Genomic DNA, 19,194 nt, shown 5'->3' with positions numbered 1-19,194 from the left:
TATGGAAGTCACTACGATTGTTGGCATAGTTATCGCCATCATCATTATGCTATTCGGTTTAAGATTATTGTTTAAAAAACCTGGGGATGCAGCACCGTCACTAGATTCGGAACTTCATGTCAATTCTGACAGCCAGCAACCGGTCATTCCTCGTCATGTGCGTGATCAACTACAAAGTGCAAAAGAAGCCGAACGTGTTGAACCCACTTTAACTGAAACGGCGGCTGAACAGCTTCCGGCAGCTCAGCAGGCAGAAGCGCAAGCAGAAAAGGTTGAAACCGCTCAGGTTGAACAGGCAGCAGCACCCGCTCAGGCGGAGTTGAAAGCAGATGCTACCGCTGTAGAAGAAGTAAAATCTGAAGCCAGCTCAGAGCCAGCACAGCAGGATCAACAGGGTGAAGATAAAAAAGCAGATGAATTTAACCTGGACAGCAGCATTGAAAAAGCCGAAATTTCAGACTTTGAAGATGAAAGCAGTATTCTGGATGAGCATTTGCATGAACAGCAACGCGTGGATGAAGCCAGTGCCTTATCGACCGCAGCCGAGTTTATTGCTCTAAATATTTATCCAGAACGCCGGGTGCTTTCCGGGGAAAAAACCTTAAAAGTCTTGCTTAAATATGGCCTGCGTTTTGGTGAAATGGCCTGTTTCCATCGTTATACTGAAGACGGCAGCAAGTTACTTTTTTCTGTGTTGCAGATTACTGACGAAGGTGCAGCCGGTTTTGATCTGGAAACCTTGTCGACTGAACAGGTGAAAGGCTTGGCTTTCTTCCTGGCATTGCCACACAGTGATGTACAGAATGCCTTTGATACTATGGACAGCATTTCGCGTCTGATTGCCCGTGAAATTGACGGCACCGTGTATGACCAGAACAATCAGGAATTTACGCCGCAATTACGTGAACAATGGCGTCATTTCGCGATTGATTACCGTGCAGGTCAAAGTACAGAAGTTTAGTTTGAAACTGATGGACTCGATTTCTATAATAGCGGGTAGATCAAATAGTTATGAAGGGCGGAAATAGACCGCCCTTTTTTATGGGGTAGATATGACCGAAGATTCAACTATCAAAGCGCAAATGCGTCAATTGATTCAAATTTTAGCCAAGCATAACCATGCCTATTATGTAATGGATCAACCCAGCATTGAAGATAGTGAATATGATCAGCTCTTTCATCAGCTCAAGGTTTTAGAAGAACAATATCCCGAATATGTACAGGCGGATACTCCGACCAATAAAGTGGGTGGCAAAGCGCTTACTAAATTTGCCAGCGTGACCCATGCCGTACCGATGCTGTCATTGGGTAATGTCTTTAACCAGGAAGAACTGTTTGCCTTTGCCCGCCGTATTGAAGAACGTTTACCCAATCAGAAGATCCAATACGATGTCGAATTAAAGTTCGATGGCCTGGCCATTTCCCTGTGGTATGAAAATGGTGTGCTGGTTCGTGGCGTCACTCGTGGCGATGGTGAAACCGGTGAAGACATTACTCATAATGTCAAAACCATCCGTAACCTGCCGAAAGTGCTAAGCTCTGCACAGGCTCAGGTACCGACACTGCTTGAAGTGCGTGGTGAAGTGCTGATTCCTAAAGCAGGTTTTGAAAAGCTGAATGCCGAAAATGAAGCCAAAGGTGAAAAGACCTTTGCCAACCCGCGTAATGCAGCGGCAGGCAGTCTGCGCCAGCTCGATCCAAATGTTGCAGCCTCACGTCCACTGGCCTTTTATGCTTATGGTATAGCACAGTGCGAACCTCATCATGGCCAGACCACCATGTATGCCAGTCTGGAGTGGCTCACCCAGTTTGGTTTTACCATCGGGGAAAGTCATTTTATTTGTGACACGATTCAGGATGTACAAAAAGCCTATGAAAAAATCAATGCAGAACGTGCCGATTTAAGTGTTGAAATTGATGGTCTGGTCATCAAGGTCGATGATTTAAAACAGCAAAGACAGCTCGGATTTTTAAGCCGGGAACCCCGTTGGGCAACCGCCTATAAGTTCCCGGCGGTAGCGGCTTTAACCACGGTAGAAAATATTGACTGGCAAGTGGGGCGTACCGGAACTTTAACCCCGGTTGCACGTTTAAACCCTGTCGCTGTCGGTGGGGTCACAGTGTCCAATGTCACCCTGCATAATATTGGCGAAATCCACCGTTTGGATGTCCGAATTGGCGATACCGTCAGCGTATACCGTAGCGGTGACGTGATTCCGAAAGTGGAAAAAGTCTGGCCGGAATTCCGCCCGGATGAGGCAGTAGAGGTTCATTTACCGGAAAATTGTCCTGTTTGTGATTCGCCGGTGGTGATGCCTGAAGGTGAGGCATTGGCACGCTGTTCTGGCGGTTTGTACTGCGCAGCCCAGCGAATTGAAGCCATTCGCCACTTTGTTTCGCGTAAGGCCATGGATATTGAAGGTCTAGGCGATCGCTGGGTGGAATGTTTACTCCATCTCGACCTGCTCAAAAATGTGGCGGATATTTACTGCTTGCACGAACATCGTGAGCAGCTCTTAAACATTGATAAAATGGGTGAAAAATCGGTACAAAACCTGTTTGATGCAATTGAAAACAGCAAGAAAACCACACTGGCTTCCTTCATTTATGCTTTGGGAATCCGCGGCGTGGGAGAAACCACTGCACGTATGCTAGCCAATACTTTCCAGACTTTTGAAGCACTGCAAAATGCCGATATTGAAGCCTTGAAGAAAACCCCGGATGTTGGGGATATTACTGCTGAATGGATTGTCGATTTCTTTCAGGCGCCGCATAATCTGGAAGTGGTCAAGCGTTTGCTCGAAGCGGGAATTCACTGGGATGCTCCAGTCGCCCCGACACGTCAGCCACTAAATGGCGAAAGCTGGGTGGTGACGGGTACGCTCAGTAGTATGGGACGGGATGAGGCAACACAGTTACTCCAAGCCTTAGGCGCACGCGTCAGCGGCAGTGTATCCAGTAAAACCAAATGTGTCGTTGCTGGTGAGAAAGCCGGTTCCAAGCTGGATAAGGCAGAAAAACTCGGTGTCGCTGTGATCAACGAAGAGCAGTTTATTGCTTTGATGAAAGAGCATGGTCAACTTCCTGCTTAATCGATCTTAAGCATGAATTAAAAAAGACATCCTCGGATGTCTTTTTTATGGCTTGATTGGGTTGGGATCGTCATGATGAGCTGAATTCACGTACAATATCGATCTATTGACAGGTATTGAGCCTGTCTTATCAGATGATTCTGTTCTCCCGTTGATTATTGGCATACACATGGCGCAAGCAAAGAAAACTTTTCCGCAACAAAAATCGCAATTACATGCACGAAATCTGCATCGCAGTCGTTACGATTTTCCTCAGTTAATGCAGACTTGTCCGGAACTTGCACCTTTTGTTAGCCCAAATAAATATAACGATCTTTCAGTCGATTTTTCTGATCCACAGGCTGTGAAAATGCTCAATAAAGCATTGCTGAAACATTTTTATGGCATTCAATATTGGGATATTCCTCAAGATTTTCTTTGTCCGCCTATTCCGGGTAGAGCTGACTATATCCACTATTTGGCTGACTTGTTGAGTGCCAATAATAAAGGTCAGATTCCAACAGGGCATGCCGTTCAAGTGTTGGATATTGGGGTGGGAGCAAACTGTATTTACCCGATCATTGGTCATCGTAGCTATGGCTGGAAATTTGTCGGCTCAGACATTCATTCTACATCCTTTAAAAGTGCTCAATTCATTGTGGAGGCGAATCCAAATTTGCGTAAAGGGATTCAGATTCGATTGCAGAAGAACTCAAGCAATATTTTCAAAGGTGTGATTAAACCCACAGATCATTTTGATTTGACGATGTGTAACCCGCCATTTCATGCCTCGCAAGATGAAGCAAATGCCACAGCAACTCAAAAATTAAGAAAACTTGGCAAGCCGGTTGATCGGACGAAGGTGGTGTTAAACTTTGGTGGTCAAAAAAATGAACTCTGGTGTGACGGTGGTGAAGAACGCTTTGTCTGCCAAATGGTACAAGAGAGCATACAGTTTGCTGAGCAATGTCTTTGGTTTAGCACACTGGTTTCCAAGAAAACAACATTGCCTGTGCTTTTAAATGCGTTGCGTAAGAGCGGAGCAGTGGATGTGAAAACCATTAAAATGACGCAGGGGCAAAAAGAAAGTCGTTTTGTCGCTTGGACTTTTTTAGATTTAAAGCAACAACAAGCATGGAGAAATGCACGTTGGACTTCAGCTTAAGCCTATTTTCGCTGAGGATGAGTGAGCTTGTCGGTGCATGACTAAGATTTGGCCTGCTTATACCAATGAACAAGCTCAATTTTGCTTATATATAATAACCTGATGCCGATGCACTCAGCGTTTCTGATTTGATACGCATATAGTTCAATGAATATATGCCACAATGATTTTGAATCTAGTTACAAAAAACCAATACATTATAAAAGTACTTTGATCTTGTTCATCTAAGCTGAGTACTGAGTGCAAGACATTGTTTTATAAATGGGAATTTATTCAACTAAAACTGTAAATGTAAGTACTTCTCATTTTAATTGTTTAAAAATCATATATTTATGGAAATTTTATTTTGCAAATACAGATGATTTTCTCCATAATAAGCCCATAAAGGTAGGGAGTTATAAAAATGCGTGGTAATCCAGAAGTCGTAGATTATTTAAATATGTTGATCGGTGGCGAACTGGCTGCTCGCGACCAATACCTGATCCACTCTCGTATGTATGAAGATTGGGGGCTGACCAAAATCTTTGAACGTATTGATCATGAAATGCAGGAAGAAGCACAGCATGCGGATGCCATTATTCGCCGTGTATTGTTTTTGGAAGGTACACCGAATATGAACCGTGATGACATCGAAACCGGTGAAGATGTGGTGACCTGTTTAAAAGCAGATTTAAAACTCGAATATCATGTACGTGAAAAATTGGCACAAGGCGTGAAATTGTGTGAAGAGAAAGGTGATTATGTGAGCCGTGATATGCTTCGTCAGCAAATGTCGGATACGGAAGAAGATCATACATACTGGTTGGAAAAACAGATTCGTCTGATTGAATTGATTGGTTTGCAAAACTATATTCAATCGCAAATGTAAGTTTAAATGTTGAAATATAAAGCCTGACCTGAGTCGGGCTTTATATTTGTTTAAATTTATGATTGAGATGGGCAATGACGTGCTATTGAGAAAATTTCCGTATATCCGCCAGGACCTGAGCCGCATGAGTTTGCGTATTCACACTGCTATAGTGGTAAACAATGGTGCCTTGAGGATCAATCAGAAAGCTTTCCCGTTTGGCAATTTGGATAATGCCCAGATTACGCACAATACCCAATTGATTCGATAACTGGTGTTTGTGATCTGCCAAAAGAGGAAAAGTTAAACCTAATTTTTCTGAAAATTTTTGATGGGATTTGACATCATCCAGACTCACCCCCAAAACCACGGCATTGCTTTTTAAAAATTGTGGATAGAGCGCTTTAAATTGATTGGCTTCCTCGGTACAGCCAGGAGAGTTGTCTTTAGGATAGAAATATAACACCACCCATTTGCCTTTGTACTGGTTCAAGGAATGCCATTGACCATTTTGATCCTGCAATTTAAATGCAGGTGCCGCTTTTCCGACCCATTGTTTCTCAGTGTTTTTCTGAGAAGCGAAGATCGAATTTTCGGCATAGGCAGGAACCGTGAAAGCGTTGAATGCTGATATGGATATCAAGCTGATTTGCAGCAGTTTTGAAGTTTTCATGACGTATACTTTTATAATTAATGTTTGCATTAATCTTAGCAGATTTGCTGATGAGACGTTGCAGTGTAGGTTTGTAATGATTTCAAATTTTATTATGAACGAAATTCTTTAAAAATTACCTGTGTTTGCATATTTACCTTTGATGGATCAAAAGTAACAAAACCCCGCTGTCGGTCAAAGGTAAGATTCATATCATCCTTCAGCAACAACGACTCCCTTGTCGCCATTCACGATAGTGGATTATGAATGAATTTTGAAATGCTGCTGCGAGAATTGAGACAGAGGTTTTATACTGTTCAAATGATTTAGTTTTTTTAGAGCTTACCTTGAATCAACGTATTTTACTCATCACGGGCTGGGGCGGTGGAACCCAACTGCTTGATCCATTAAAACAGGCTTTGGCGGCGCAAGGATATGAGGTTGAACTTTGCAACATTTTTAATGCTTTAGATGAACAGGTTCTACAGCAGAAAGTGGAACTGGCGCATCAGTTTGATGTGATTGCCGGTTGGTCTTTGGGGGGGCAGTTGGCTACAGTATTGGTCGATCAGGTTCAAAAGCAGCATGGACAGGAAAAAGTATTGATTACTTTGGGTTCCAACCCCTGTTTCGTAGCAAACGATACATGGCCAATGGCAATGGATCAGCCGACCTTTCAGCAGTTCAAACAATCATTTGAACAAGATGCAATTTCCACTTTAAAAAAGTTTGGCTATATGGTGTGTCAAGGCACAGTAACCACCAAAGCTGACTTCATCACTTTACAAAGTTTGATTCAGGCACAATCGATTGAAACTTTAAGACAAGGATTATTATGCCTTGAGTATTTAAATAATGTCGATATCTTGAGGGATTACCCAGGTCATCAATATCATGTGTTTGCAAAACAGGATTTTTTAGTTAGCTACAAAGTTCAAAGAAATTTTCATAAATTCAATGCAAAGTTTCTGGAAACAGAGCTGATCAGCGGGTCACATGGCTTTCCTTTATTTGAAGCTGAACTAATAACTGGCAAAATCTGCCAATTTTTAAAGAAAATAGAACAAACAAGCGGATAACTGGTTTATCTCGCAATTTATTTTTAGTTCATGCAGGTTTAAGATCATGAAAAATTGATTTTCAAGCGTCTGCAGGAGTAAGGGATGACCGAATTAAACGACCAGGACTTTGATCTTGCGCATATCTGGCATCCTTATACCTCCATGACCGATCCATTGCCGACCTTTAAGGTAAAACAGGCGCATGGTGCCATTATCGAGCTGGAAGATGGACGGCAACTGATTGATGGCATGTCTTCTTGGTGGTGTGCCATCCATGGCTATAACCATCCTGAACTGAATCAGGCCGTGACGGATCAATTACACAAGATGTCGCATATCATGTTTGGTGGTTTGACTCATGATCCTGCGATTGAACTTGGCAGACTGTTGTTAAAAATTACCCCGCCCAGTCTGGATAAAATTTTCTATGCTGACTCTGGATCTGTTGCGGTAGAAGTGGCATTAAAAATGGCGGTGCAGTTTTGGACTGCACAAGGTGAAAGTCAGAAAACCAATTTTGTCACCCCGCGTTCTGGCTATCATGGCGATACCTGGAATGCCATGTCAGTTTGTGATCCGGTCACAGGCATGCATCAGATTTTTGGTTCCAGTTTACCTAACCGTTTCTTTGTTGCAGCCCCACAGGTCGGCTTTGATGATGAATGGAATCAGGATGATATTGCAGAATTGGAACAGGTCTTAAAACAGCACCATGCCAGCATTGCTGCTTTAATTCTGGAACCGATTGTGCAGGGTGCGGGCGGGATGCGTTTTTATCATCCTGAATATTTGCGTCAAGCCAAATTGCTGTGTGAACAATATAAAGTGCTGCTGATTTTTGATGAAATTGCCACTGGTTTTGGTCGTACTGGCAAATTGTTTGCCTGGGAACATGCCGGCGTTGAGCCGGATATCATGTGCATCGGCAAAGGCTTGACTGGTGGTTATATGACACTTTCGGCTACCTTAACCAGCAAGCGTGTAGCTGAAACCATTAGCCGTGGTGAGGCAGGCGTATTTATGCATGGCCCGACCTTTATGGCCAATCCGCTGGCCTGTGCGGTGGCTGTGAAAAGTACCGAGGTTTTATTGGCTCAGGACTGGCAAGCCAATATTCAGCGCATCGAGCAACAGTTGCAACACCATCTGCAACCCCTATCAGCACTGGATTATGTGCAGGATGTGCGGGTGCTGGGCGCGATTGGTGTGGTGGAGCTGACATTTAATGTGGATATGAAAAGCCTGCAACAACAGTTTGTTAAGCGAGGCATCTGGATACGTCCATTTGGTAAACTGGTCTATGTGATGCCGCCGTATGTGATTACTGAACAACAATTGAATATATTGCTGGAACAATTAGTGAATGTGGTGGAGCAGATGCAAGAGGTATCCGCATGAAATTGTTAAATAACCAGCTGTTAAATGCCCCTTTGTTAAATGATTATGCAAGCAAACTGGATGAACTCAAACAGCAGGGCAATTTGCGGCAATTTACCTCTAATGTCCAGCAAGGCCGAATGATTGAAATCCAGTGTCATTCGATGCTTAACCTGTCTTCCAATGATTATTTGGGATTGGCAGCAGACTTAACTTTGCGTGAACAGTTTTTTGACGAAACACCGAATGAACTTCGTGTCATGAGTTCATCTTCTTCAAGGCTTTTAACCGGAAATTTTCCTGAATATGAACAGCTGGAAGCCAGTTTAAGTCAGGCTTTTCATGGACGAGCTGCGCTGTTATTCAACAGTGGCTATCACATGAATATCGGGATTCTGCCAGCTTTAAGCGACAGTAAGACCCTGATTCTGGCCGACAAACTGGTGCATGCCAGCATGATTGACGGTATCCGTTTATCCTCTGCAAAATATGTGCGTTATCGGCACAATGACCTGAATCATCTGCAACAGCTTTTACAGCAATACCATACAGATGAGGCTTTTGAGCGCATTATTGTGGTCACGGAATCCATTTTCAGCATGGATGGCGACGAAACCGATCTGGCTGAACTGGTTCGTATCAAACAACAATTTGCTAAAGTGATGCTGTATGTTGATGAAGCACATGCCATTGGTGTGCGCGGCGAGCAAGGCTTGGGCTGTGCAGAACAGTATGCGGTGATTGATGAGATTGATCTGCTGGTTGGGACTTTCGGGAAAGCACTGGCATCGGTCGGTGGTTATCTGATTTGCCATCCGATCATTCGTGAATATCTGATTAATTCCATGCGTCCGCTGATTTTCAGTACCGCACAGCCACCCATGTGTATGGCGTGGACTGATTTTATTTTCCAGAAAGTTTTAGGCTTACAACAGCAACGTCAGCATCTGCAACAGATCAGTCAAAATCTGCAACAGTCGGTACAGGCCAAAGGTTTTGATTGTCCTTCGACTTCACATATTGTGCCGGTAATTATTGGCGAGTCACAAAAGACGGTGGAAAAAGCCCGGCAGCTACAACAGGCCGGATTTTATATCATGCCGGTGCGTCCACCTACAGTACCGAAACACAGTTCAAGATTGCGTATTTCACTGACTTCTCAAGTCAATCAGGCTGACCTTGAGCAGCTGGTGGCGTTGCTGTGAGTTGTTGCCGTGAATATTGATAAGTCTCAAGTTGCACAGCGTTTTGCCAAGGCAGGACAAAGCTATGCCGCACATGCCATCGTGCAAAAACAGATTTGCCAACAGCTGCTGCAATTGATGCAGCAATATTTGCCCAGTACCAGCTTGAACCGTGTTTTTGAAATCGGCTGTGGCTCAGGCAATTTAAGCCATTTGCTGATGCAAAATTTGGAAATAAAGCATGTGTTTTTAAATGACCTGTATCTTGAAGTTCAGCAGCATTTTCAAGCTAAGGAAAATTTGGAGTGGCTGATTGGCGATGTGGAACAACTAGATTTTCCGCAGTCCCTTGACCTGATCGCTTCCAGTTCGGCTTTGCAATGGGTGGGCGATATCGATTCGGTCTTTAAAAAAAGTGCAGCGGCGCTTATCGAAAACGGCTATTTGTGTTTTTCCACTTTTGGTCAGCAGAATTTGCAAGAAATTAAGGCTCTGACTGGGCAAGGGCTGAATTATCTGACTCTTGATGAGATTCAGCACAAGCTGCTTAAACAGGGTTTTGAAATTCTGCATCTTTCCGAAAACATGGAAACCTTAACTTTTTCCCATCCTAAAGCGGTGCTGCAGCATTTAAAGGCCACCGGGGTAACTGCAACCGCCGCACAGCATCGTTGGACCAAACAGTCTTTACAGCAGTTTTATCAGGACTATCAGCAATTTTCGGAGCTGGATCAATCTGGTCAGCACCATTATCAGCTGAGCTATCATCCTATTTATTGCATTGCACGGAGTAAGCCATGACATCCCCCGTTTATTTTATCAGTGGCATCGATACTGGTATTGGCAAGACCTATACCACAGGCTATCTGGCGAAGTTATGGAATGAGCAGGGCAAGAAAACCATCACCCAGAAACTGGTGCAAACCGGCAATACTGATATTTCTGAAGATATTGAACAGCACCGTAAAATGATGCAGATGGGCTGGTTTCCGGAAGATGAAAGCAAACTCACCATGCCGGAAATTTTTACTTATCCGGCTTCACCGCATTTGGCGACTAAAATTGATGACCGTGAAATCGACTTCCAGAAAATTGCCGATGCGACCCGGCAATTAACTGAAAAATATGAAGTAGTGTTGCTGGAAGGTGCAGGCGGTTTAATGGTGCCCTTAACCACAGAACTGTTAACGATTGACTATATTGCTGAACAGAAATTCCCTGTCATTCTGGTTAGTTCTGGTCGTTTGGGTAGTATCAATCATACCTTGCTCAGTCTGGAAGTCTTGAAAAGTCGTGGTCTGGAACTTTATGCTTTGGCCTATAACCTGAATGACGAATCACAGGACCAGCTGATTTCCAGAGATACTTCGGATTATTTGAAAAGCTATCTGGCGATACATTTCCCGAATGCACAGTGGATTGATATTCCTGTTTTATCCTAACTCTTGCTTAAAAGAGAAGGATATAAAAAAAGCCACTCTATTGAGTGGCTTTTTAAAGGAAAGTTTTAAAAATTAAAACTTCTTAAAGCTTTTGTTGCCAAATGGTTTACGTGGTGCATTTTCATCACGACGTTCACGCTGGCCATATGTCGCTTGATTGCCAAAGTTTTCAGGGCGGTTTTCACGCTGTGCATAGCTGTTGCCTTGACGTGGTTCACGTTGAGCGTAAGTGTTTGGATTGCCATCTTGACGACGTTCACCGCGTTGGGCAAAACCGCTGCCATTATTGCCGTCACGACGTGCATAAAGATTGCCAGTATTGTCACGACGTTGTGCATGACCATTCTGGTTTTCACGACGATCACGCTGTGCATAGCCCATTGGGCTTTGGTTTTCACCTTCTTCGCTATCACGGCGTTGCTGACGCAAATAACCGCCACGACGTGCTGCCATTGGTTTTTCTTGCATACGTTCGGTACGGCGTTTTGCCATACCAAACAGGCCTGTACCTTGACGTGGCTTCAACTCTACAGATTTGGTCAGGTTGTCGATATCGGCTTTATCCAGCTCCATCCAGCGGCCGGTACGAAGCTCACGCGGTAAAATCACGGTACCATAACGGGTACGCAGCAGGCGGCTGACTTTTAGACCTTGTGATTCAAAAATACGACGCACTTCGCGGTTACGACCTTCTTTAACCACCACCTGATACCAACGGTTGATGCCGTCACCACCAATTTCAGAGAAGGATTCGAATTTCGCCGGACCATCATCTAAAACCACGCCTTGAAGCATGTTGTTTTTGATTTGTGGTGTCACTTCGCCCATCACACGAACCGCATATTCACGTTCAATTTCATTTGATGGATGCATTAAACGGTTGGCTAATTCACCATCATTTGTGAACAGTAAAAGACCGGTTGAGTTAATATCCAGACGGCCGACCATCACCCAGCGGTCATTGGCAATTGCAGGTAACTGTTCAAATACGGTAGGACGTTGTTCAGGATCATTGCGTGAGCAAATTTCACCTTCGGGTTTGTAGTAAATCAGAACGCGACGACGGATTTCGTCTTCAATCTGGAATTGGACTTTACGACCATCGATGCGAAGCTCATCACCTGGTTCAATGCGTTCACCCACTTGGGCAACGCGTCCATTGATACTGACACGACCAGCGGCAATGACTTCTTCCATATAACGGCGAGAACCCAAACCTACGCGTGCAAGCACCTTTTGTAATTTTTCACTCATGACAGCATAACCTTAGAAATTATCATCAACAGTTCACCTATCTACGACTTCGCTGCGTGAGCATCGAGCGTCATAAAAGCTTCCTTGGCATCCTGCAGGGGAGGCAATTGGCCTAAAGATGTCAGACCAAAAGCATTTAAAAATTGTGGCGTTGTAACTAACAACGCAGGTCTTCCCGGTAGTTCTCTGAAGCCGGATTCTTTAATCCAGTTCCAGTCAAACAATGATCTTAAGATCTGACTATTGTTTGAAACTCCACGAATCTGTTCAATATCTGCCCGGGTTACTGGTTGGTGATAAGCAATCACAGCAAGGGTTTCGAGCAGGGTGGGTGATAAACGAGTTGGTCGTTCCGGCCACACCTGGGTAATGATATTGCGATATTTAGCCCGAACCTGGAAACGGAACCCTTGTGCGGTTTCTACCAGTTCAATCGATCTACCATGTTGTAGCATGGCGAGCTGTTGTAACAACTGACGCAATTCCTGTTTATTATATTGATTTTGGAACGCTTCTTTCAAACGTGCAAGCGAAACAGCTGTTTCACTTGCAAAAATAATGGCTTCCAGTTGCATCAGCACTTCATGTTGATTCTCGGCAACAGATAGAGATGTTGCTTGATGATCCATTATGCAGCTACTCCTTGAATTGCAAGTGGTGCTTCAATACCGCTGGCAATAATAGCTACTTTTTGTTGCCGTGTGAGTTCTAAAATGGCCATAAATGTAACCACCATGCCCATGCGCCCCTGGCTGGGTTTAAGCAGGGCTTCAAAATGCAGCACTTCACCGGACTGTAAACGGCTTTCAATAAAGGCAATGCGTTCTTCAAGCAACACTGGTTCTTGCTGAATTTGATGGGTGACAGGTTCTGGGCGATTGAATACGCAAAACAGCGCATCACGTAACTGGCTGACATCATAGCCTTCATTGATTTGCACTACCTGACCCAGACTAATATTGGCCGGGAAGGTATCGCGTTCCAGAACAGACATGTGTCCTAAACGTTCCGCCGCCTGTTTGACCCGTAAATAGGTTTCCAGCCGGTCAATCAGTTGCTGTTTGGGATCTTTTTCAACGACAACACTTGTGCTCGGTTTTGGCAATAGCAGTCGTGATTTCAAGTCGGCCAACAAGGCAGCCATCACCATATAATCTGCCGTCAGCTCAATATTCAGCGACTTCATGGCATCCATATAAGATAGATACTGCGCGGCAATCGGAGCGATATCTAGTTGTAATAAGTCGAAACCGTTTTTTTGAATCAGGTAAATCAGGAAGTCGAGTGGACCTTCGAAATGCTCTAGCAGAATTTCAAATGCAGCAGGAGGAATATATAAATCCTCTGGAATCGTATCTTGCCACTCATCCATAACACGGATATGTGAGCTTGGCTCCATAGGATTATGGATAGGTTGATTCATTGCAGTTTTAGGCCACGCGAATTTTCAAAGGCATGCAGGATGATGCTTTTGCCTCGATCTCGCATCGAAAGAAAAAGCACGTAAATTAGTAAGCGCTAGTGTAATGGAAATTTGACTTCAAATAAATTAGTTAAGTCAACAAATACAAAAAAACCTGAAATTCAGTAAGGTTTTTAACTGGCTTGATGATGTGAAATGCATAGGGGAGTATGGTTTTAATTTTTTTGACCGAACCGATTAGATTTTAGATTTTTATGAAAAAATGGGGCATAGCATTAGGCCTCATATTGTGAATAGAATAAAAGAAGATTCTGAATATAGAATAAAGCAAAATTTTCGGCAATATGAATGCCAATAAAAAAAGAGATCCCCGATGTCATGAAAGATCATGAAAAAGTACAAGAAAATGAATATGGGCAGTTTATTGGAGTTCCCGTATCTCATCCTTTGCCGACCCATTTTTTAGCCGATACCCTCTATGGCAAATATGCCACCCTGCATGTCTTATCTTCAGCAACCATTAGTGAAGATCAGTTGAAGCAAGTTTGGCAATGTGTAAATGGTGAGGTTGATCGCAGCTGCTGGACTTATTTACCTTATTCGGGTTTTGAAAATGCAGCGGAATTGCAAACTGCTCTTGAAAATAACTTTAAGTTCAAAAATTCAATCCATTATCTGGTTGAAGCCAATCATGCAATTGTAGGATGGGTAGGCTTGCTGAACCAGCGTTCTGCCGATCATGTTATTGAAATCGGCAATGTTTATTTTTCACATCAACTGAAACAGTCTACAGCATCGACAGAAGTCATCTATTTATTATTAAAAGCTTGTTTTGAGCAGGGCTTTCGCCGTGTGGAATGGAAGTGTGATGACTTAAATCTGCCCTCTAAACGCGCAGCTTTGCGCTTTGGCTTTCATTATGAAGGTACTTTTCGCCAAGACCGTATTACCAAAGGTCGTAACCGCAATACCGCCTGGTTTTCAATTCTGGATCAAGAGTGGCCTGAACTGGAAAAAGCCTATCGGGCCTGGTTAAGGGTAGATAATTTTGATCAGAATGGGCAACAAAAAATGCGCTTGCGTGATGTTCTTTAACTTTACTGTGTTTAATGATCTGTTGCGGTGGATGTCGATAACTTGAGCGCAAATTCGATGATCTGTTGCGCACTGTCTCGGATGCATAAATTTTGAGTTTGATCGAGGCTGGATAATTTGTGAATAACGGCAACTTCCAGGAAAAATGCATAGGTGTTGTCGATCATCGCAGAAGGGGGTTGCTCAGCATCTGCCTTCATAATTTTCACTTTAGACTCAAGTGTCCAGGGCATTTCCGCATAAATGCGGCTATTTACCTCAAAATCATGATAGTTGAGCAGCACATAAAACAGATCCATTCTCGCACTACTCCTTGATCCTGAACATTCCCTTTAATCTTAACCGTGCTTATTCAAAAGCGCTGACATCACCTACACCACGACGGATCACTTCAGGATTGTCACCGGATAAATCTACAACACTGGTGGTGCTTAAGGTGCCGAATCCGCTATCAATAAATACATCAATACGCTTTTCCAGTTGTTGCTCAATGTCATAAGGGTCATCTAAAGGTTCATCCTGACCGGGAAGAATCAGGGTGCTGGTTAACAATGGCTCACCCAATTCCTTAAGCAACATTTGGCACACACGGTTGCTTGGTACGCGTAAACCAATGGTTTTCTTTTTCGGGTGCATCAAGCGTTTAGGCACTTCACTGGTCGCCGGCAGAATAAAAGTGGTGATTGCCGGGGTATTGTTTTTCAGCAGACGATACATGGCATTGTCGACTTTGGCATAGGTGGCAATGTCGGATAAGTCACAACAAAGAATGGCATATTGATGCTTTAGACCGAGACCACGAATCTGCGCAATCCGTTCCATGGCATTTTTATTGCCGATCTGGCAGCCAATGGCATAGGCCGCATCGGTCGGGTAAACCACCACATCACCGGCACGAATACGTTCTACTGCCTGGCTGATCAAACGTGGTTGAGGATTATCAGGATGTATTCTTAAATGCAGCATATTTATTTTCTCCCCCGACTTACTATTAGTCATTATCTGTTGAATTTACAAAGTCTTGCAATCAGGCTTTGATGATTTTGTGTAAATTAATCCAGCATGTCACGTTGAAACTCGTCACTTTGTAATGTTTTGCCACCCCGGGTACAGGCACAGATACAGGCAATAAAATGTGCAGCATCACGTGGCAACTTGGCTTCACCGGAAAAATAACGTTGTACTTGAGCAAAGACATTATCTTTAAAGGTGCTGCCGTCACCGCCGTCACCAGTCAGGTTATCCAGAGATACACGGAATTTACGACCAAAAGCTTGTGCAAACATCCATTCAATCGCTTGAGGCTTGATTTCGACCTGCTCAAATAAAGCCTGCTGTTCTGCCGTGCGACCATCTGGGGCATACCAGTAACCCAGGTCGGGGAGCAAGCGTCTTTGCTCACCCGCAATAGTCCAGTGACTGATTTCATGCAAGGCACTATTAAAGAAACCATGGGCAAATTGAATGCGGGCAGGCGCATCTTCGGTTGCCGGAAAATATTCAGGTTCAAAATCGCCTTTGACCAAACACACATTTAAGTGGGAAAACCAGTGATTAAAGTGTAGTATAAGCCAATCAACTTGTTGAACTTCAGTTTGCAAACTGGCCCAGGGTGAGCGTTGCACAGGGTCGATAGAAACAGCAGAACTTGAGGTTGAATAAGTAGTTAACTGTAATGAAGTGGTGACTTCAGGTTGCGGCTGCAACTGATGCATGACTTGTATTACCCAATTGATCTGTCTAAATAAGTACAAAATTGTATCTTAATCTTTGACAGAGTACCGATGAATTTGTAGAATTGCCGCCTTAATTATGTCAGCAAATACCTTTCCGGCACAGATTGAGCCGTTTAAATGGGCTGAACAGGGCTTTACATGGTCAGGTACACTGCCATTGTCTCGCTTTGTTCGTATTTCCCGTGAAGCTGTTGGATCAATTGATGATCAATTGATTAACATAGACTGTAAGCTATCAATGGATGCGTATCATCGTATCGTATGGTTAGATGGTCATGTTGAAACGAAAGTACCAATGGAATGTCAGCGTTGTCTGAATCCTGTTGAAATTTCTCTCGTTTCAGACTTTCATTTAGCGCTTGTGGATGATGAATCACTGATAGAGCGCTTGGATGAGGATGCTGATTTCATCGTCTTAGGTGAGAGTGAAGCAACGACAAAAGGCAGCTATGATGCGCCTGCGACGGCTGATTTACTTTCTCTGATAGAAGATGAATTGTTATTGTTGTTGCCTTTGTCTCCTAAGCATGACGTTTGTGAGCATAAGCATCAACCTGCCATTGATGACATTGTCGAAGAAAAACGGGATAACCCGTTTGGTGTTTTGGCAAGTTTGAAGGGTAAACTTAACTAATTTTTGTGTTATACTGTTAAGTATAAGACAACTGAATTTGTTCTGATCCATTTTTTCGATCTTTGTAAGGAGCCATCATGGCCGTTCAGCAAAACCGTAAAAGTCGCTCTCGCCGTGACATGCGCCGTTCACATGACGCTTTAACCGAGAATGCATTAACTGTAGACCAAGCTACTGGCGAGACTCACCGTCGTCACCACGTATCTAAAGATGGTATCTACCGTGGTCGCCAATTATTCGCTAAAGCATCTGCTGAATAATTGATGATGTATTAAGCGTCAAGCTTAGTAGAAAAAATGGGAGCGTTAAGCTCCCTTTTTTTATGGCGTCTTTTTGTTGTATTTGGCAATTACCAAAACAAAAATTAAGTGTTAAATTCCGTTCCGTAAATAAGCTTACATAAGTGTATGTTGGTTATTTAACCGATTGTTGAATAACAATATCACTTCATTACAGGATTTTTTTATGTCTGCTAAACAACTCGAGCAAGTTGCTCAAGCAACGAAAACAGCATTTGTATTTCCGGGTCAAGGCTCACAAAAAGTCGGTATGCTCGCAGAATTGGCTGAACAGTTTAGTAGCGTGACAGAAACTTTTGCAGAAGCATCGGCAGCCGTGGGTTTTGATCTCTGGCACATTGCACAAAGCGGCGAAGGTTTAAATCAGACTGAATTTACCCAGCCTGTACTGCTCACCGCAAGTATTGCACTTTGGCGTGTGTGGCTAGAGTTGGGTGGAGTGGCGCCAAAATATCTTGCAGGACACTCACTGGGTGAATACAGCGCATTGGTTGCTGCCGGAGCGATGTCACTGGGTGATGCGGTTAAGCTGGTGAATTTGCGTGGCAAATTGATGCAAGATGCAGTACCGCAGGGTCAAGGTGCAATGGCGGCTATTCTGGGTCTGGATGATGCCAAAGTGATTGAACTATGCGAGCAGGTCAATATTCATGGGCGTGGTTCAGTAGAAGCTGCCAACTATAATGCTCAGGGCCAAGTGGTGATTGCAGGTGATAAGACCCTGGTCGAAGCGGTTATGGAGCTGGCAAAAGAAAATGGCGGTAAAGCCATTGCTTTACCTGTTTCTGTTCCATCGCACTGTTCACTGATGAAACCCGCTGCTGACAAATTTGCACAAGCTTTGGAACATACTGCCATTGAGCTGCCTAGCCTTCCTGTAATACAAAATGTCAACGCGGAAATCGCGACAGATGTAGCAGGATTACGTCAGGCATTGACTGCACAATTGTATCAATCTGTGCAATGGACCAAGACCATGCAGTTCCTTCAAGATCAAGGAGTGCAGTATGTGGTTGAATGTGGTCCAGGTAATGTATTGGCTAATCTTGCGAAGCGTTTACCAAATATCGAAAAAGCATTCCCAGTCGACAGTAACAGTCGTATGGAAGATGCGCTAAACGCCATTTTAGTGGCTGAAGGAAAAATTGCATGACACAGGAACGCAAAGTCGCATTAGTGACAGGCGCGAGCAGAGGGATTGGTGCAGCCATCGCTCAGCAATTGATTCAAGACGGTTATTTTGTAGTGGGAACCGCCACTTCAGAAGCGGGCGCAGAAAAATTATCTGCAAGTTTTGCTGAAAATGGTGCGGGTGCAGTACTGGATGTACGTGATGCGGCAGCCATTGATGCACTAGTTACAGATATTGAACAAAAATATGGTCCAGTTCTTGTATTAGTGAATAATGCTGGCATTACCAAAGATAATTTGTTACTGCGTATGTCTGAAGATGATTGGGACGATATTCTCAATATTCATTTGAAGGCAGTATACCGTCTGTCTAAGCGTGTCTTAAAGGGCATGACTAAAGCACGTTTTGGCCGCATTATTAATATCAGTTCTGTTGTAGCACACTTTGCAAACCCGGGGCAGGCCAACTATTCTGCTGCCAAAGCAGGCATCGAAGCGTTTGGTCGAAGTCTTGCAAAAGAAATGGGCAGCCGCCAAATTACCGTGAATGCTGTGGCACCTGGCTTTATTGCAACAGAAATGACGGATCAATTAAGCGAAGACATTCGTAAAAAAATGAGTGATCAAGTGGCATTAAACCGTTTAGGTGATCCACAAGATATCGCAAATGCCGTGAGTTTTTTAGCAAGCGATAAAGCAAGCTATATCACTGGTACTGTTTTACATGTAAATGGCGGTTTATACATGAGCTAAGCTCAAGTATAAACTTTGCAAAAATAAGATATTCAATTAAACTAACGGCATTAAAAACGCCACAAGCAAT

General features: G+C 43.7%; 20 protein-coding genes and 1 pseudogene. 14 read left to right on the top strand and 7 right to left on the bottom strand.

Features of this window, described 5'->3' with window-relative positions:
• Position 1 precedes the first annotated feature (1 nt).
• The 4 genes from JFY49_RS12415 to ftn all read left to right on the top strand — a co-directional run bounded on the left by JFY49_RS12415 (position 2) and on the right by ftn (position 5,104).
• Positions 2 to 961, top strand: coding sequence for a cell division protein ZipA C-terminal FtsZ-binding domain-containing protein (locus JFY49_RS12415; RefSeq protein ID WP_200223099.1), 960 nt, complete (start codon positions 2 to 4; stop codon positions 959 to 961).
• Positions 962 to 1,052: 91 nt separating this feature from the next.
• Positions 1,053 to 3,092 (top strand): NAD-dependent DNA ligase LigA, encoded by a 2,040-nt coding sequence (gene ligA, locus JFY49_RS12410; RefSeq protein ID WP_180042511.1) that lies wholly within the window; start codon positions 1,053 to 1,055, stop codon positions 3,090 to 3,092.
• 169 nt (positions 3,093 to 3,261) lie between these two features.
• Complete coding sequence (gene rlmF, locus JFY49_RS12405; protein ID WP_166171080.1) at positions 3,262 to 4,236, top strand: 23S rRNA (adenine(1618)-N(6))-methyltransferase RlmF; 975 nt, start codon at positions 3,262 to 3,264, stop codon at positions 4,234 to 4,236.
• A 403-nt stretch (positions 4,237 to 4,639) separates the two neighbouring features.
• Positions 4,640 to 5,104 carry a heteropolymeric bacterioferritin subunit Ftn gene (gene ftn / locus JFY49_RS12400; protein ID WP_180042510.1) on the top strand — a complete coding sequence of 155 codons (465 nt, stop codon included), beginning with the start codon at positions 4,640 to 4,642 and terminating at the stop codon, positions 5,102 to 5,104.
• 82 nt (positions 5,105 to 5,186) lie between these two features.
• On the opposite strand, the gene JFY49_RS12395 is transcribed toward ftn, so the two are convergent.
• Positions 5,187 to 5,756 carry a peroxiredoxin gene (locus JFY49_RS12395; RefSeq protein ID WP_180082002.1) on the bottom strand — a complete coding sequence of 190 codons (570 nt, stop codon included), beginning with the start codon at positions 5,754 to 5,756 and terminating at the stop codon, positions 5,187 to 5,189.
• A gap of 326 nt (positions 5,757 to 6,082) precedes the next feature.
• Here JFY49_RS12395 and JFY49_RS12390 point away from each other — a divergent pair, with 326 nt between their 5' ends.
• From JFY49_RS12390 to bioD, 5 genes are all read left to right on the top strand, one after another.
• Positions 6,083 to 6,814, top strand: coding sequence for a hydrolase (locus JFY49_RS12390; RefSeq protein ID WP_180082003.1), 732 nt, complete (start codon positions 6,083 to 6,085; stop codon positions 6,812 to 6,814).
• An 84-nt stretch (positions 6,815 to 6,898) separates the two neighbouring features.
• Positions 6,899 to 8,194, top strand: a complete 1,296-nt coding sequence (gene bioA / locus JFY49_RS12385; protein WP_180082005.1) for an adenosylmethionine--8-amino-7-oxononanoate transaminase — start codon at positions 6,899 to 6,901, stop codon at positions 8,192 to 8,194.
• Positions 8,191 to 9,378, top strand: a complete 1,188-nt coding sequence (locus JFY49_RS12380) for an 8-amino-7-oxononanoate synthase (RefSeq protein ID WP_180082007.1) — start codon at positions 8,191 to 8,193, stop codon at positions 9,376 to 9,378. Before bioA ends, JFY49_RS12380 begins: the two co-directional genes overlap by 4 nt.
• Before the next feature lie 9 nt (positions 9,379 to 9,387).
• The gene (bioC, locus tag JFY49_RS12375) at positions 9,388 to 10,158 is read left to right on the top strand and encodes a malonyl-ACP O-methyltransferase BioC (protein WP_180082009.1); all 771 of its coding nucleotides are present in this window, start codon (positions 9,388 to 9,390) and stop codon (positions 10,156 to 10,158) included.
• The gene (gene bioD, locus JFY49_RS12370) at positions 10,155 to 10,799 is read left to right on the top strand and encodes a dethiobiotin synthase (protein WP_180082011.1); all 645 of its coding nucleotides are present in this window, start codon (positions 10,155 to 10,157) and stop codon (positions 10,797 to 10,799) included. The genes bioC and bioD overlap by 4 nt, the downstream gene beginning before the upstream one ends.
• A gap of 399 nt (positions 10,800 to 11,198) precedes the next feature.
• On the opposite strand, the pseudogene rluB reads toward bioD, so the two are convergent.
• The 3 genes and pseudogenes from rluB to JFY49_RS12355 all read right to left on the bottom strand — a co-directional run.
• Positions 11,199 to 12,053: pseudogene (gene rluB, locus JFY49_RS12365) on the bottom strand (23S rRNA pseudouridine(2605) synthase RluB); the annotation flags it as partial.
• A gap of 41 nt (positions 12,054 to 12,094) precedes the next feature.
• Complete coding sequence (gene scpB / locus JFY49_RS12360; RefSeq protein WP_180042503.1) at positions 12,095 to 12,682, bottom strand: SMC-Scp complex subunit ScpB; 588 nt, start codon at positions 12,680 to 12,682, stop codon at positions 12,095 to 12,097.
• Positions 12,682 to 13,476, bottom strand: coding sequence for a segregation and condensation protein A (locus tag JFY49_RS12355; protein WP_180042502.1), 795 nt, complete (start codon positions 13,474 to 13,476; stop codon positions 12,682 to 12,684). Before JFY49_RS12355 ends, scpB begins: the two co-directional genes overlap by 1 nt.
• Positions 13,477 to 13,854: 378 nt before the next feature.
• Between JFY49_RS12355 and JFY49_RS12350 the strand changes: the two genes are divergently transcribed.
• Entirely contained in the window at positions 13,855 to 14,571 is a 717-nt protein-coding gene (locus JFY49_RS12350) for a GNAT family N-acetyltransferase (RefSeq protein WP_180082013.1), read from the top strand.
• Between the two features lie 11 nt (positions 14,572 to 14,582).
• On the opposite strand, the gene JFY49_RS12345 is transcribed toward JFY49_RS12350, so the two are convergent.
• The 3 genes from JFY49_RS12345 to JFY49_RS12335 all read right to left on the bottom strand — a co-directional run bounded on the left by JFY49_RS12345 (position 14,583) and on the right by JFY49_RS12335 (position 16,286).
• Complete coding sequence (locus tag JFY49_RS12345; RefSeq protein ID WP_180082015.1) at positions 14,583 to 14,870, bottom strand: hypothetical protein; 288 nt, start codon at positions 14,868 to 14,870, stop codon at positions 14,583 to 14,585.
• A gap of 49 nt (positions 14,871 to 14,919) precedes the next feature.
• Positions 14,920 to 15,537, bottom strand: a complete 618-nt coding sequence (locus JFY49_RS12340) for an L-threonylcarbamoyladenylate synthase (RefSeq protein WP_180042499.1) — start codon at positions 15,535 to 15,537, stop codon at positions 14,920 to 14,922.
• An 86-nt stretch (positions 15,538 to 15,623) separates the two neighbouring features.
• On the bottom strand, positions 15,624 to 16,286 hold the full coding sequence (locus JFY49_RS12335) for an elongation factor P hydroxylase (RefSeq protein ID WP_180082017.1): 663 nt from the start codon (positions 16,284 to 16,286) through the stop codon (positions 15,624 to 15,626).
• A 97-nt stretch (positions 16,287 to 16,383) separates the two neighbouring features.
• Between JFY49_RS12335 and JFY49_RS12330 the strand changes: the two genes are divergently transcribed.
• From JFY49_RS12330 to fabG, 4 genes are all read left to right on the top strand, one after another.
• On the top strand, positions 16,384 to 16,941 hold the full coding sequence (locus JFY49_RS12330; RefSeq protein ID WP_086196070.1) for a YceD family protein: 558 nt from the start codon (positions 16,384 to 16,386) through the stop codon (positions 16,939 to 16,941).
• Positions 16,942 to 17,018: 77 nt separating this feature from the next.
• The gene (gene rpmF, locus JFY49_RS12325) at positions 17,019 to 17,201 is read left to right on the top strand and encodes a 50S ribosomal protein L32 (protein ID WP_004279227.1); all 183 of its coding nucleotides are present in this window, start codon (positions 17,019 to 17,021) and stop codon (positions 17,199 to 17,201) included.
• 205 nt (positions 17,202 to 17,406) lie between these two features.
• Positions 17,407 to 18,393: an ACP S-malonyltransferase gene (fabD, locus tag JFY49_RS12320; RefSeq protein WP_180082019.1), complete on the top strand. Its 987-nt coding sequence runs from the start codon at positions 17,407 to 17,409 to the stop codon at positions 18,391 to 18,393.
• On the top strand, positions 18,390 to 19,124 hold the full coding sequence (gene fabG / locus JFY49_RS12315; RefSeq protein ID WP_166171102.1) for a 3-oxoacyl-ACP reductase FabG: 735 nt from the start codon (positions 18,390 to 18,392) through the stop codon (positions 19,122 to 19,124). The genes fabD and fabG overlap by 4 nt, the downstream gene beginning before the upstream one ends.
• Positions 19,125 to 19,194 lie beyond the last annotated feature (70 nt).

This window comes from Acinetobacter sp. CS-2 (assembly GCF_016599715.1).
In the GTDB taxonomy this organism is placed as follows: Bacteria; Pseudomonadota; Gammaproteobacteria; order Pseudomonadales; family Moraxellaceae; genus Acinetobacter.
Note: the sequence above shows the minus strand (reverse complement) of the source record. Positions and strands in the feature narration are given on the sequence as shown.

What these genes read in the sequence shown, in the direction of transcription:
- fabD (WP_180082019.1), top strand. Translation starts at nt 17,407, where the DNA reads ATGTCTGCTAAACAACTCGAGCAAGTTGCTCAAGCAACGAAAACAGCA.
- JFY49_RS12415 (WP_200223099.1), top strand. Translation starts at nt 2, where the DNA reads ATGGAAGTCACTACGATTGTTGGCATAGTTATCGCCATCATCATTATG.
- JFY49_RS12380 (WP_180082007.1), top strand. Translation starts at nt 8,191, where the DNA reads ATGAAATTGTTAAATAACCAGCTGTTAAATGCCCCTTTGTTAAATGAT.
- JFY49_RS12345 (WP_180082015.1), bottom strand. Translation starts at nt 14,870, where the DNA reads ATGGATCTGTTTTATGTGCTGCTCAACTATCATGATTTTGAGGTAAAT.
- ftn (WP_180042510.1), top strand. Translation starts at nt 4,640, where the DNA reads ATGCGTGGTAATCCAGAAGTCGTAGATTATTTAAATATGTTGATCGGT.
- bioA (WP_180082005.1), top strand. Translation starts at nt 6,899, where the DNA reads ATGACCGAATTAAACGACCAGGACTTTGATCTTGCGCATATCTGGCAT.
- fabG (WP_166171102.1), top strand. Translation starts at nt 18,390, where the DNA reads ATGACACAGGAACGCAAAGTCGCATTAGTGACAGGCGCGAGCAGAGGG.
- JFY49_RS12395 (WP_180082002.1), bottom strand. Translation starts at nt 5,756, where the DNA reads ATGAAAACTTCAAAACTGCTGCAAATCAGCTTGATATCCATATCAGCA.
- JFY49_RS12355 (WP_180042502.1), bottom strand. Translation starts at nt 13,476, where the DNA reads ATGAATCAACCTATCCATAATCCTATGGAGCCAAGCTCACATATCCGT.
- JFY49_RS12340 (WP_180042499.1), bottom strand. Translation starts at nt 15,537, where the DNA reads ATGCTGCATTTAAGAATACATCCTGATAATCCTCAACCACGTTTGATC.
- bioD (WP_180082011.1), top strand. Translation starts at nt 10,155, where the DNA reads ATGACATCCCCCGTTTATTTTATCAGTGGCATCGATACTGGTATTGGC.
- JFY49_RS12335 (WP_180082017.1), bottom strand. Translation starts at nt 16,286, where the DNA reads ATGCATCAGTTGCAGCCGCAACCTGAAGTCACCACTTCATTACAGTTA.
- JFY49_RS12330 (WP_086196070.1), top strand. Translation starts at nt 16,384, where the DNA reads ATGTCAGCAAATACCTTTCCGGCACAGATTGAGCCGTTTAAATGGGCT.
- ligA (WP_180042511.1), top strand. Translation starts at nt 1,053, where the DNA reads ATGACCGAAGATTCAACTATCAAAGCGCAAATGCGTCAATTGATTCAA.
- scpB (WP_180042503.1), bottom strand. Translation starts at nt 12,682, where the DNA reads ATGGATCATCAAGCAACATCTCTATCTGTTGCCGAGAATCAACATGAA.
- rlmF (WP_166171080.1), top strand. Translation starts at nt 3,262, where the DNA reads ATGGCGCAAGCAAAGAAAACTTTTCCGCAACAAAAATCGCAATTACAT.
- JFY49_RS12350 (WP_180082013.1), top strand. Translation starts at nt 13,855, where the DNA reads ATGAAAGATCATGAAAAAGTACAAGAAAATGAATATGGGCAGTTTATT.
- rpmF (WP_004279227.1), top strand. Translation starts at nt 17,019, where the DNA reads ATGGCCGTTCAGCAAAACCGTAAAAGTCGCTCTCGCCGTGACATGCGC.